This is a genomic window from Sinobacterium norvegicum (genome assembly GCF_923077115.1).
Classification (GTDB): domain Bacteria; phylum Pseudomonadota; class Gammaproteobacteria; order Pseudomonadales; family Sinobacteriaceae; genus Sinobacterium; species Sinobacterium norvegicum.
Window position 1 is genome coordinate 168,173 of the sequence record NZ_CAKLPX010000004.1, and the last position, 11,778, is coordinate 179,950.

The window sequence follows — 11,778 nt, forward strand, 5'->3', positions numbered from 1 at the left end:
AAATATTTATAGCTGTTTATTGATCAATATATACCCGCGCTGACTCGAATTGATCTATTTTTGTGATAGTGGAAATTTTTAAGGGGTATATCAATGGATATAATCAACACCGTTGTCGACTTTCTCAACGGCATTTTATGGGGCTATGTTCTTATCTATCTACTCATTGCAGCAGGCCTGTTCTTTACTGCTGCGCTTGGGTTTATTCAATTCCGTCGTTTTTTCACCATGTGGAGCCTGTTGTCCGGCAGCAATCAACACAGCGCTAACAGTATTTCGTCCTTTCAAGCCCTGGCAACAGGCCTTGCCGCTCGCGTCGGCACCGGTAACATGGCCGGCGTCGCCGTGGCGCTTACCCTCGGAGGACCCGGTGCTATTTTTTGGATGTGGATGATGGCTCTGGTCGGCATGGCAACCGCTTTTGTTGAATCGACACTGGCGCAAGTGTTTAAACAGCGAGAGCACAATGGTGAGTTTATTGGTGGGCCCGCGTTTTACATGGAGAACGGTTTAGGGCAGCGCTGGATGGGGTTACTGTTCTGCTTCTTTTTAATCATCGCCTTCGGCTTGGTGTTTAATGCAGTTCAGGCAAATACCATAGCCGCAGCGCTCGATCACTCCTTCAATATCGACCCGCTGTTCAGCGCCATTGCGCTGGTTCTTCTCGCTGGCGCCGTTGTTTTTGGCGGTGTCCAAAGCATCGCCAAGTTTGCCGGTTTTGTCGTCCCCTTCATGGCAATCGCCTATATTCTTATTGCTCTCGCCGTCATCAGCTTGAACCTCGATCAAGTTGTCGAAATGTTTTGGCTGATTGTGCGCAGCGCCTTTGGCCTCGATCAAGCCGTCGGAGGCGCCATGGGGGTTGCAATGATGCAGGGCATTAAGCGCGGCTTGTTTTCCAACGAGGCGGGTATGGGTAGCGCCCCTAATATTGCGGCAGCGGCAGACCCAACACCCAAACACCCTGCCTCACAAGGGTTTATTCAAATGCTAGGCGTATTTATCGACACCATTGTAATCTGTTCGTGTACTGCCTTTATCATATTACTGTCGGGCACTTACTCTGTCGGCAGTGAGATGGGTGGCATTGAAATCACACAGACTGCCCTCGATTCCAGCGTCGGTGACTGGGGAGGGGTATTCATCGCACTGTGCATTTTCCTCTTTTCCTTCACCTCACTCGTCGCCAATTATTCCTATGCCGAGTTCTGCGTTCGCTTTATTAAAGACAGCCCCTTGGTCGTGCTTTGCTATCGTTTTGCTTTTCTAGCGATGATTATTTTTGGCACGATTGCCAGCCTGCCGATGATATGGAATATGGCGGACGCCGCAATGGCATTAATGGCTGTCGTCAACATCGTCGCCATTCTGATGCTCAGTAAACTGGCCTTTAAACTGGCAAAAGACTTTAACCAACAACTGCGCGAGGGAAAATCCCCGACATTTAACCCCGATGACTACCCGGAGTTAGAGGGAAAAATTGACCCAGATGCATGGCCTAGGCTTAAGTAACATACTGCCCTCCACAGTCTATACTGATACTGTGGTTTACTACTCGATGAGTGGCAAAAGCTTTGATGCTTAACTATTCTCGGTAATATATACACAGTGCCAACAAAATTTGTTGTGAGGGAGTGTTATGCCGTCAATCAAGAATATTTGGACCCGCGAAATGGTCAATAAGGTGGAAAAAAGTCTCGATGAGCGAAAATCTCAGTGTGAGAGACGCATCTCGAACACCCCCTTGCCTTCTGTTATTGAACGCCGCTCCGGTTATGACCGCCGCCGCCTGACAACCAAGAACTTTTAACTCGATAGAGTGAACTGCCATCATGACACCTACCCCAGCCCACAAATACGAAGATTCTCTGCTGACCGGTCTGGCTATCGCCGAACGTATTAGCAGTGAATGGAACAGCGGTCACTATCAGTCAGTCGCGCAGATTACCTCAGTCATTCATCGTCAGTGCCCCAATATGCCAAGAAGCACTATTTTTTGGCTTGCCTATCATACGATTAATAAATCCAACCAGCTGACCACGCTGTAAATATTACCCCGATTCGCTACAACCTCATTTTTACATCCGTTATTATCAATACCCTTATTATCAGCGGTATTGTTCATCATGCCTGAGTTACCAGAAGTCGAGACAACACTACGGGGAATAGAGCCCCATATTCAGCGTCAGCGGATCACCGAGGTTATCATTCGACAACCACAGCTGCGCTGGCCTATTCCATCCAACCTCGACCAACTTCTCGCGGGAAAAAAGGTACTTAGCTGCCAGCGCAGAGCCAAGTATTTGCTGCTCAATATCGGCAACGGATTTGTTATTATCCACCTTGGCATGTCGGGCAGCTTACGGATTATTCCCTCGGAAACGCCAGCAGAAAAGCACGATCATGTAGACATTGTCTTCGATAACAACAAGACACTACGGTACCACGACCCAAGACGTTTTGGTGCTGTACTCTGGGTAGAGCCCCCTTTTGAACAACATAAACTATTCAGCCAGCTCGGTCCCGAGCCGCTCACCGATGACTTCGATGGCAAGCGCCTTTTTACTCTCTCCCGTCAAAAGAAAACGCCAGCAAAGACCTTTATCATGGATAACAAAACCGTGGTTGGTGTCGGTAATATCTATGCCAACGAAGCACTGTTTATGGCCGGTATTCACCCCCGTCGAGCAGCAGGTAAAATATCCCTGCAGCGCTATATCAAACTGGCTGGGGCGATCAAACAGGTATTACGCAAGGCAATTGCAGAAGGGGGAACGACGCTGAAAGATTTTGTTGGTGGCGATGGCAAACCGGGGTATTTCCAGCAACAACTCAATGTTTATGGCCGCAGCTCCCTCCCCTGCGTAAAATGTGATAGACCTCTAAAAGAAATAAAAATCTCTGCCAGAAGCACGGTTTTTTGCTCCAACTGTCAGAGATAATTAGACTTTCGCAAAAAAGTGGCGGTGATTGTGTTATAAATCAGCTATATTAATGCCAGAAGCAACTAGACTTCAGTTTCACCATGGGGGCAGAACGATTCTTCCTCAATGTTTTTGATAATAACAGCAAAACCAATGTGGCCTAAACCATGAAAAGCCACAGGATGAGGGAGCTTACCACTATGAATACTCTGTTCCAGCGCTCGATAGTCGCTGTCTTTTTCAGCCTTTTACTGAGCCTGCCACAATTAACCTTGGCCAAGGCTGTCTACGAAGAGCCGTCTGCCGCGGCAATGACTGCCGACCTGGTCGTCGCTCGACCTGCTCTTGTGGTGCTGACTGTATTGGGCACTGCCACCTTTATTGTCGGCCTGCCCTTTTCCCTCCTAGGTGGCAACACCGGTGACTCAGCCAGTACCTTGGTTGCAGGTCCGTTCAAGACAACTTTTCTGCGCTGCCTAGGCTGTGAAAACGGTCGTAAAAAGGATGTGGTCGAAAACTCTTCTAGCAATGACGAGCAATAGTCTCCGCTAGTACCCACTGACTCGGCCCTCTCTCCGAGGGTCGGCAGCCCCGGTGAGTTCTCCGCTATCACCAATCAGTACCGCATGAATACCGCTGTTGATTAGCTTGACGTCTACGCGGTGCCCCATCTGCTCAAGCTGCGGCTTCAGGTGCTCAAATACAGCACTCTGCTCCAATTCCAAACGCCGCCCCATATGAATGATTTGCGGGCTGGCAATAGCCTCGGCTAATCCTAATTTTTGATCCAATACATAGGCTGTTGTCTTGGCAACAAAGTCGATAATTCTCGCGCCACCAGGACTACCGATCAGTAAGTAGGGCCTATTATTCTTCATCACAATCATGGGTGACATTGAACTCCTCGGCCGTTTATTCGCCTCGACACGGTTGGCCACTCGGCGATCATCCGCATCACGGGAAAAGGAGAAGTCGGTTAACTGATTGTTGAGAATAAAGCCTGCTACCATCAGCCGGGAACCAAAGGCGTTTTCAATACTGCTGGTCATGCTGACGCTATTGCCATCGCTATCGACAATCACCAAATGTGTTGTTGAGCTCAGTTCTGGGCTCGCCGCAGTTATGTTGGCCAGCCCATCAAAACGTCCCGCAACAGCAACATCCGCAGGCATTGTCTTATTGTGGCGTAGCAACTGTGCCCGTTGTTGTAGGTATTTCGGCGCAATAATCTGCAGCGGTACCTCGACAAAATCAGGGTCGCCAACATAGCGGTTACGGTCGGCAAAGGCCAAGCGAGAAGACTCGGCAAATAGATGGGTGAATGACAAGCTCGATGGCTGATAATCCTGCGCCAGCACCTGTTCAAGAACGCCCAAAATGGCAATCACGGTTGACGCCCCTGATGATGGTGGTGCGGCTCCGCAAACATCAAACTCACGGTATTGACCACACAGTGGCCGACGCTGTTTACTGTGATAATTTTTCAAGTCGTTTATTGCGAGGCTACCGGCATTTTCATCCGTCTGAACCGCCGCGACTATCGCCGCCGCCACCGCGCCCTGATAAAAGCCCTTGCTGCCCTGCTGCGCAATCAGAGTCAGCGTGTCGGCATAGGCAGGGTTTTTTAATCGATAGCCAACGGCAACAGGATTGTCATCGATAAACAGGTAGTCACGGATAGCCTTTCTTGCTTCAATTTTCGGGGTTTTGGCGACCATCTGATGCATTCGCTCTGACACGATAAAGCCATCTCTCGATAGACGAATAGCGGGTTCAAACAGTGTCTTCCAGGGCAGTTTACCACCATGCTGATGCGCCTTCTCAAGCATCGCAACCACCCCAGGAACGCCGACTGAGCGGCCACCCACCACAGCCTCATAAAACCCCATCGGCTGGCCATCACCGTTGAGAAAAAGGTCATCACCGACGCCGGTGGGTGCCGTTTCTCGGCCATCAAAATAGGCTAATTGCTGCTGACTGGCATTATAATGGAGCAGAAACGCCCCGCCGCCAATACCCGAAGACTGTGGCTCAACCAAACCCAACACCAACTGAGCGGTGATTGCCGCATCGATGGCGCTGCCACCACGCTTGAGTATGTCATTGGCGGCGTCACTGGCATAAGGGTTGGCGGTGACGGCGATAGCATGCTCGAAGCGAGCACTGTTGACCTCGGCTCTGATACCGCTGCTGGCCTCTGGCGCGATGTCGTCAGTTGCCGCAACCACTGCACCGTAGCTGGTTAGCAGCAGTGCAAGTAGAATCAGTAAGCTTATTCCTTGCCCGTTAGCCCGCGATACTTTTGCCATAACTCGTCCTCTGTTTCTACCTTGTTCGGGTTGAGAGGAATACAGTCAACAGGACACACTTCTACGCACTGAGGATCATCGTAGTGACCAACACACTCGGTGCACTTATCGACGTCAATCACATAGATCTCGTCGCCCTGAGAGATCGCCTCATTGGGGCACTCCGGCTCGCAAATATCGCAGTTGATGCATTCGTCGGTAATCAATAATGCCATGACGGCCTCTATTCCGCGGAGGCAAATCGTTCGGTTAAGGCCTGACAAACAACCGGATGAACAAACTGGGAGACCTCACCGTTGAGCGCTGCAATCTCACGTACCAGCGTTGAAGAGATGAATGACAGATGATCAGATGGTGTCAAGAACACCGTCTCAAACTGCTTATCCATGGCTCGGTTCATATTGGCCAACTGGAACTCATATTCAAAATCTGACACCGCCCGCAGACCGCGCAGTACCACATAGGTATCGTTATCCTTAACCAAATCCACCAGTAAATTGCTAAAACCAACAACCTCGACATTGCCGAGATGTGATAGCGACTCCCGACAGAGCTCAATACGCTGCTCCAGAGTAAACAGGGGCTTTTTTTTCTCGCTAAACGCAATCGCCACAACCACCTTGTCGAATAACTTTGCCGCGCGCTCAACAAGATCGATATGACCGTTGGTAATAGGATCAAAAGTGCCGGGATAAACAATACTGGTCATAGCGTTTCCGTCTATTCAAATAGGGGCCGATACGGCGAGAGCAATGGTGGCAATTTTAGCTAATTTGCCGCCTTGTCGCCACCTTGTTTATGCGCCGATCATCGCTCGCTCGATCGTTGATATAGGTAGACACTGACCTGGCCGGTATTCTTTTGTTTGAGTTGCTGCCAGCCTGCCGGAACAGTAAAGGCCTGATACTTAGCCGTTTCGATATAGATAAGAGTGGAATCCTTTAACCAGCACGCGGCCTCCATTTGCCTTAGGCTTTGCTCGAGCAGGTCGCCGGCGAAAGGAGGGTCGACGAAGACAATGTCCGCCGCCTCAGCCGAGCCATTCATCCAGTCGATGGCACTGCCGTTAACTATCTCAACATGGCCTGCATCGAGTAATGCCACATTCTGCCTCAAGCGCTCGGCAACCGCCCTGGATTTTTCAATCATCACTACCTTGGCTGCGCCTCGGGAAGCGGCCTCAAAACCGAGTGCGCCGGCGCCGGCAAACAAATCGATACAGACAGCCCCCGGCACATCGACCTGCAGCCAGTTAAACAGCGTCTCTCTTACCCGATCGCCGGTCGGCCTAAGCCCTTCGCTATCAATAAAGTTTAACCGTCTCCCCCGCCATTGGCCGGCAATAATACGCAGTGAATTGGCGTTCTTGGCCACCGGCTTTTTGCGAGATGCCAATGCCTGTTTTTGCTGTTTACGTTTAACCACGATGATCTCTTTTCTTTACTGTCTTGAGGCTGAGCAATCAAACCATACTCTGTGGATGTTTTGAGCACAAAAGCTGGTAGAATATCCTAATTCTCTAATTTTTTGCCAATAACTTGTGCCCAAGTAACCATGAAGTTTTTTAAACGCCGTAAAAAAGAAACCCCAGCCGAAGTCCCCGCCGAGGTTGTCAGCTCACAGCCAGTCGCCCCCGAGGCAGTGGTTAACACGCCAGCCGCCGAAGAGGTCAGCTCGGAGAAACCCAAGCAAGGATTCTTCGGTCGACTCAAGCAGGGCCTCTCTCGTACCAGCGCTAACTTCAGCGATGGCATGGGAAGCTTGCTGCTTGGTAAAAAAGAGATCGACGACGAGCTGTTGGAGGACTTAGAGACCCAGCTGATCATGGCCGACGTCGGCATGGTGGCGACCAACCGCATCATCGACAACCTCACCCGTAAGGTTTCTCGCAACGAATTGACCGATACCGACGCCCTCTATCAAGCACTGCAGGACGAACTGTCAGCACTGTTGATTCCCTGCGAAGCGCCGCTGGTCATCGATACCACCAAATCACCCTATGTTATTCTGATGGTTGGCGTCAATGGCGTCGGCAAGACAACAACTATTGGCAAGCTTGCCCGCCGCTACCAGGGCGAGGGAAAATCCGTCATGCTCGCCGCCGGAGACACCTTCCGCGCTGCCGCCGTAGAACAGCTGCAGGTCTGGGGTGAGCGTAACGATGTTCCCGTCGTCGCCCAGCATACCGGCGCCGATAGCGCCTCTGTTTTGTTCGATGCCTTATCGGCAGCCAAGGCGCGTAATGTCGACGTTTTAATTGCCGATACTGCAGGTCGCTTGCAAAATAAAGATCACTTAATGGAAGAACTGAAAAAAGTGATTCGGGTGATGAAGAAGATCGATCCTGAGGCCCCACACGAGGTTATGCTAGTCCTCGATGCCGGCACGGGGCAGAATGCCCTGTCACAGGCACAGGCTTTTCAGCAGGCAGTCGGTGTTACCGGTCTGACGCTAACCAAGCTTGACGGCACGGCTAAAGGCGGCGTTATCTTTGCCATCAGCGAGGCACTTGAGCTGCCTATTCGCTTTATCGGTGTCGGAGAACAAGTCGACGATTTACGTGATTTTAATGCCGCCGATTTTACCCGCGCACTTTTTAATACAAATGAAGAATAACAAGTCTCTCAATGATTGAATTTGACAGTGTCAGCAAGCGATATTCGACGGGGCACGAGGCGCTGAATCGAGTCAGCTTCAAAATTCCCCGCGAAGAAATGGTCTTTCTGACCGGTCACAGTGGTGCCGGCAAAAGTACTCTGCTCAAGCTCATTATGTTGATGGAACGCCCCAGTGCCGGCCAGATTATCGTCGACGGTCAAGATTTGAAGCAAATGCCGCAGCGGCAAATCCCCTTTCACCGCCGTAAAGTTGGCGTGGTTTTCCAAAACCATCAGCTGTTATTCGACCGCACTGTGTTCGATAATGTTGCCCTGCCACTTATCATTGAGGGGCACCCGCCCCGAGAGATTGGCCGACGCGTTCGTGCCGCTCTCGATAAGGTTGGCCTATTAAAATATGAGAAGCTCAACCCGATAGCGCTCTCTGGTGGTGAACAACAACGGGTGGGTATAGCCCGCGCCGTAGTCAACAAGCCCGCGTTACTGCTGGCCGATGAACCCACCGGCAACCTTGACCCGGAGCTATCCGCCGAGATAATGCACCTGTTTGAGGAATTCAATCAGGTTGGCGTTACCGTATTAGTCGCCACCCACGATATCGCACTTATCAACTCGATGGACCACCGCATACTCAGCCTCAGTCACGGCATGACTGCTGGAGTGGGTACTTAATGGCGAAGGCAAAGCAGCAGCGCGGGGCACAATCATCCCATGTCAGCCTCAACGACTTATTCCACGCGTGGATAGACAATCATCGGGAAGTGGTCAAAGACACTGCTCAGCGGATGCTGAACGCCCCTATTTCGACTCTGTTAACCTGGTTGGTACTGGCTATTGCATTAGCCTTACCGACGACACTGTATCTCGGCTTGACCAATGTCAGCAGCATTAGCTCAGGCATTGATCAAAGCGCCCACATCTCGCTGTACTTAAAGACCGGTATCAGTGAAGAAGCTGGCAGGAAACTCGCCGAACGACTGCCGCTGGATACCGATATTCGCGCCGCACAATATATTTCCAAGGAACAGGCGCTGGCTGAGTTCCGCCAATTATCTGGCTTTAACGACACCATCGACGCCCTCGATAACAATCCGCTGCCCGCCGTCATCCTGATACAGCCCAGTGCTGCCATCAGCGGTGCTGACGGTGCTCAACAATTACTGCACACGCTGCAACAGATGAAAGAAATCGAGCTGGCGCAACTCGATCTGGAGTGGGTGCAACGCTTGCAAAGTATGATGGAGCTGGCCAAGCGTATAATCAACAGCCTGGCGCTGTTACTCGGCTCAGGCGTTCTGATTGTGATAGGCAATACCATCCGCCTGGCAATCGAAAGCCGCCGGGATGAAATCGTCATCGTCAAACTGGTCGGTGCAACCGATACTTTTGTCCGCCGCCCATTTCTCTACACCGGTCTTATTTATGGCCTCGGCGGCGCTATCCTGGCCTGGGTTATCGTGTTTTTTGCCCTGCTCTGGTTCAGCCAACCAATCATTCAGTTGGCCGACCTCTACCACAGTGATTTTCAGCTGCGTGGCCTCGATTTTGTCGACACCCTACTGTTATTATTAGGGGGGAGTATGCTAGGCTGGATCGGTGCCTGGTTGGCGGTTACTCGTCATCTAGGGTCTATTCAGCCGAGATAACGAGCGATCGCGGCTATTAAGCGTAGATAGCGACAATATTCAGTAATTGGCAGCATGTATACATCATTCTCGATGATTTTTGCTACGGATTACTACGCATGGTTTGGCCTTACTCAAACAACTAGAATGGTTGTCAGTAATGGAATCGAAGCATTGTTAGATAGAAGCGGAACTTTTATCGCCACAGGGGTTCAAAGTAAATGCCCTGTTTAAGGCGCTATCTTCCGTCAGGAGAGCTAAATGAGTAATTACTTACAGACTTTAAAAACTGTCAGCCCAGGCGCAGACCTCAACGCCTATAAATCGTCGGTGAATAGTTTTTCCATTCTGACACCCGATGAAGAAAAGAATCTTGCCGAGCGTCTCTACTACGACAGCGACTTAGACGCCGCGCGCCAGTTAGTCATGGCCCATTTACGTTTTGTTGTTCATCTCGCCAAAAGCTACAACGGCTACGGCCTGCCCCAGGGCGACCTGATTCAGGAAGGTAACGTCGGATTAATGAAGGCCGTTAAGCGCTTTAACCCAGAAAAAGGTGTGCGCTTGGTTTCGTTCGCCGTGCACTGGATTAAGGCCGAGATGCATGAATATATTCTTCGCAACTGGCGCATTGTGAAAGTAGCGACCACCAAGGCTCAGCGTAAGCTGTTTTTTAACTTACGTAGCTCTAAGAAAAGCCTGTCATGGTTAACCGCAGACGAGGCGCAGTTAATGGCCGATGATCTCGGTGTTAACCTCAAAGATGTCTATCAAATGGAAGGCCGTCTAACCTCTGTCGACCCAGCCTTCGATTTGGTCGGCGATGATGACAGCGATTCAGGCACAGTGTATTCCCCCTCTCAGTATCTCGAAGATCAGGGTGCTGACCCAGCGCTGTTATTAGAGAATGAAAACTGGGAAGACAATAATCACCGTCAGCTTACCGAGGCCCTCGATGCTCTCGACTCTCGCTCACGGGATATTCTTGCCAGCCGCTGGTTAGGCGAGAAGAAAGAAACACTGCATGAGCTGGCTGCACGCTATGATGTTTCTGCCGAGCGCATCAGACAGCTTGAGAAAAACGCAATGAAGAAACTGAAGACGACACTCGTCGCTTAAAACAGCTTCTTGCAACACAAAAAAGCCGTTTACCATCGCTGGTAAACGGCTTTTTCATGCTCGTAGCCTCGGCTAGCCCTGCCAGCTCTCGGCGTATTCTTTCACCTCTTGCCAGCTGCCCCTGAAGACCATCTTGTCGAGTTTTTTCTGCAGCTGATACTCGTACATCGGATCGTAATATTCCTGCATTAAGCCGGCCATAACCGCCGTCAACAATTCGTCAGTTCGGCCGATATCACCGGCGGCGACAGCCTGTTCAAGTAATACCTTCATCTTGCCGTAGCGCTCATGGCCGAGACGTTTGACAATTCTTTCCAGCGACGCCAGCAGCGACTTACCAAACTCCGCCAGCCCTAATTCGGCACCATAGAAGTCCTCATATTCGCTGATCGAGTCGTAAATGTAATCCTGGCGAAGGTTTTCTATGCGTTCGTCGAAGCCCATATCGACCACGGCAACGGGGCCGATATCCATGGTGCTGCGAAGCGGCAACGGCACGTTACAGCGACCGACCATGACACCCTCATCTTCAAGAATAAAGCTGGTCGCGCCAGCGGCCTCACGCTTGAGAAAGTCGATCGACAGATTATTCTCAAAATTGATTTGCTCGGGCTGGCCAGCCGGTCGACGACCGAAGGCGCTGCCACGATGGTTGGCAATGCCCTCCAAATCGACACCATTGGCGAGCTGCTCAATCATTCGCGTCTTGGCTGTGCCGGTAAGGCCATTAATCCTCAGCATCGGGGACTGCTCGGCCACCCGCTGCTGCTCGTCGATGAGAAAACGGCGCATCGCCTTATAGCCGCCTTTGATAAAGGGGTAGTTACGACCCGCTTCTTTCAGCCACTGCTGACTAATACGGGAGCGCAGACCGCCGCGAAAACAGTACAGGTAACCTGCCGGATTAGCATCGACTATCGGCAGCCAGCTATCGATACGCTGTTGATGAACATCGCGGGTTGCCAGTTTGTTACCCAGCACAATCGCCGCATCCTGCCCTTGTTGCTTATATTCTGTGCCGATCAAACGACGCTGCTCATCATCCAACAACGGCTTATTCACCGCTGCGGGAAAACTGCCCTCGTTATACTCGACCGGGGCTCTGACATCGAGCAGGGGGATATCGTTTAATAAAATACGACGAAACTCATCGCTGTCTGGGCGAATACTATCCACGGACTTT

The 11,778-nt window shown here is 51.1% G+C and carries 14 protein-coding genes; 9 read left to right on the forward strand and 5 right to left on the reverse strand.

Translation table 11 applies throughout. The features are described from left to right. The first annotated feature begins 93 nt into the window (after nucleotides 1-93). The 5 genes from L9P87_RS15345 (at nucleotide 94) to L9P87_RS15365 (ending at nucleotide 3,466) form a co-directional block, all read left to right on the forward strand. Nucleotides 94-1,512: an alanine/glycine:cation symporter family protein gene (locus L9P87_RS15345; RefSeq protein ID WP_237445638.1), complete on the forward strand. Its 1,419-nt coding sequence runs from the start codon at nucleotides 94-96 to the stop codon at nucleotides 1,510-1,512. A 127-nt stretch (nucleotides 1,513-1,639) separates the two neighbouring features. After that, the gene (locus tag L9P87_RS15350; RefSeq protein ID WP_237445639.1) at nucleotides 1,640-1,810 is read left to right on the forward strand and encodes a hypothetical protein; all 171 of its coding nucleotides are present in this window, start codon (nucleotides 1,640-1,642) and stop codon (nucleotides 1,808-1,810) included. Between the two features lie 22 nt (nucleotides 1,811-1,832). Next, a complete protein-coding gene (locus L9P87_RS15355; protein ID WP_237445640.1) occupies nucleotides 1,833-2,048 on the forward strand; it encodes a hypothetical protein in 216 nt (71 codons plus the stop codon). A 78-nt stretch (nucleotides 2,049-2,126) separates the two neighbouring features. Continuing rightward, complete coding sequence (gene mutM / locus L9P87_RS15360; protein WP_237445641.1) at nucleotides 2,127-2,942, forward strand: bifunctional DNA-formamidopyrimidine glycosylase/DNA-(apurinic or apyrimidinic site) lyase; 816 nt, start codon at nucleotides 2,127-2,129, stop codon at nucleotides 2,940-2,942. A gap of 182 nt (nucleotides 2,943-3,124) precedes the next feature. Beyond that, a complete protein-coding gene (locus L9P87_RS15365) occupies nucleotides 3,125-3,466 on the forward strand; it encodes a hypothetical protein (protein WP_237445642.1) in 342 nt (113 codons plus the stop codon). Nucleotides 3,467-3,472: 6 nt separating this feature from the next. Here L9P87_RS15365 and ggt read toward each other — a convergent pair whose 3' ends face one another. From ggt to rsmD, 4 genes are all read right to left on the reverse strand, one after another. Next, nucleotides 3,473-5,233, reverse strand: a complete 1,761-nt coding sequence (gene ggt, locus L9P87_RS15370) for a gamma-glutamyltransferase (RefSeq protein WP_237445643.1) — start codon at nucleotides 5,231-5,233, stop codon at nucleotides 3,473-3,475. Beyond that, entirely contained in the window at nucleotides 5,197-5,448 is a 252-nt protein-coding gene (locus tag L9P87_RS15375; RefSeq protein ID WP_237445644.1) for a YfhL family 4Fe-4S dicluster ferredoxin, read from the reverse strand. The genes ggt and L9P87_RS15375 overlap by 37 nt, the downstream gene beginning before the upstream one ends. An 8-nt stretch (nucleotides 5,449-5,456) precedes the next feature. Continuing rightward, nucleotides 5,457-5,942: a pantetheine-phosphate adenylyltransferase gene (gene coaD, locus L9P87_RS15380; RefSeq protein ID WP_237445645.1), complete on the reverse strand. Its 486-nt coding sequence runs from the start codon at nucleotides 5,940-5,942 to the stop codon at nucleotides 5,457-5,459. A 98-nt stretch (nucleotides 5,943-6,040) separates the two neighbouring features. Next, nucleotides 6,041-6,658 carry a 16S rRNA (guanine(966)-N(2))-methyltransferase RsmD gene (rsmD, locus tag L9P87_RS15385; protein WP_237445646.1) on the reverse strand — a complete coding sequence of 206 codons (618 nt, stop codon included), beginning with the start codon at nucleotides 6,656-6,658 and terminating at the stop codon, nucleotides 6,041-6,043. A 129-nt stretch (nucleotides 6,659-6,787) separates the two neighbouring features. Between rsmD and ftsY the strand changes: the two genes are divergently transcribed. From ftsY to rpoH, 4 genes are all read left to right on the forward strand, one after another. Then, nucleotides 6,788-7,849, forward strand: a complete 1,062-nt coding sequence (gene ftsY, locus L9P87_RS15390) for a signal recognition particle-docking protein FtsY (RefSeq protein WP_237445647.1) — start codon at nucleotides 6,788-6,790, stop codon at nucleotides 7,847-7,849. Between the two features lie 11 nt (nucleotides 7,850-7,860). Then, nucleotides 7,861-8,523: a cell division ATP-binding protein FtsE gene (gene ftsE, locus L9P87_RS15395; protein ID WP_237445648.1), complete on the forward strand. Its 663-nt coding sequence runs from the start codon at nucleotides 7,861-7,863 to the stop codon at nucleotides 8,521-8,523. After that, the gene (ftsX, locus tag L9P87_RS15400; RefSeq protein ID WP_237445649.1) at nucleotides 8,523-9,497 is read left to right on the forward strand and encodes a permease-like cell division protein FtsX; all 975 of its coding nucleotides are present in this window, start codon (nucleotides 8,523-8,525) and stop codon (nucleotides 9,495-9,497) included. The genes ftsE and ftsX overlap by 1 nt, the downstream gene beginning before the upstream one ends. A 240-nt stretch (nucleotides 9,498-9,737) precedes the next feature. Beyond that, the gene (gene rpoH, locus L9P87_RS15405) at nucleotides 9,738-10,595 is read left to right on the forward strand and encodes an RNA polymerase sigma factor RpoH (protein WP_237445650.1); all 858 of its coding nucleotides are present in this window, start codon (nucleotides 9,738-9,740) and stop codon (nucleotides 10,593-10,595) included. 72 nt (nucleotides 10,596-10,667) lie between these two features. Here rpoH and mnmH read toward each other — a convergent pair whose 3' ends face one another. Beyond that, a complete protein-coding gene (mnmH, locus tag L9P87_RS15410) occupies nucleotides 10,668-11,771 on the reverse strand; it encodes a tRNA 2-selenouridine(34) synthase MnmH (protein WP_237445651.1) in 1,104 nt (367 codons plus the stop codon). Between the last annotated feature and the right edge of the window lie 7 nt (nucleotides 11,772-11,778).

Excerpts from the sequence above, each read along its gene's own strand:
- L9P87_RS15345 (WP_237445638.1), top strand. The coding sequence starts at position 94 with ATGGATATAATCAACACCGTTGTCGACTTTCTCAACGGCATTTTATGG.
- L9P87_RS15350 (WP_237445639.1), top strand. The coding sequence starts at position 1,640 with ATGCCGTCAATCAAGAATATTTGGACCCGCGAAATGGTCAATAAGGTG.
- L9P87_RS15355 (WP_237445640.1), top strand. The coding sequence starts at position 1,833 with ATGACACCTACCCCAGCCCACAAATACGAAGATTCTCTGCTGACCGGT.
- mutM (WP_237445641.1), top strand. The coding sequence starts at position 2,127 with ATGCCTGAGTTACCAGAAGTCGAGACAACACTACGGGGAATAGAGCCC.
- L9P87_RS15365 (WP_237445642.1), top strand. The coding sequence starts at position 3,125 with ATGAATACTCTGTTCCAGCGCTCGATAGTCGCTGTCTTTTTCAGCCTT.
- ggt (WP_237445643.1), bottom strand. The coding sequence starts at position 5,233 with ATGGCAAAAGTATCGCGGGCTAACGGGCAAGGAATAAGCTTACTGATT.
- L9P87_RS15375 (WP_237445644.1), bottom strand. The coding sequence starts at position 5,448 with ATGGCATTATTGATTACCGACGAATGCATCAACTGCGATATTTGCGAG.
- coaD (WP_237445645.1), bottom strand. The coding sequence starts at position 5,942 with ATGACCAGTATTGTTTATCCCGGCACTTTTGATCCTATTACCAACGGT.
- ftsY (WP_237445647.1), top strand. The coding sequence starts at position 6,788 with ATGAAGTTTTTTAAACGCCGTAAAAAAGAAACCCCAGCCGAAGTCCCC.
- ftsE (WP_237445648.1), top strand. The coding sequence starts at position 7,861 with ATGATTGAATTTGACAGTGTCAGCAAGCGATATTCGACGGGGCACGAG.
- ftsX (WP_237445649.1), top strand. The coding sequence starts at position 8,523 with ATGGCGAAGGCAAAGCAGCAGCGCGGGGCACAATCATCCCATGTCAGC.
- rpoH (WP_237445650.1), top strand. The coding sequence starts at position 9,738 with ATGAGTAATTACTTACAGACTTTAAAAACTGTCAGCCCAGGCGCAGAC.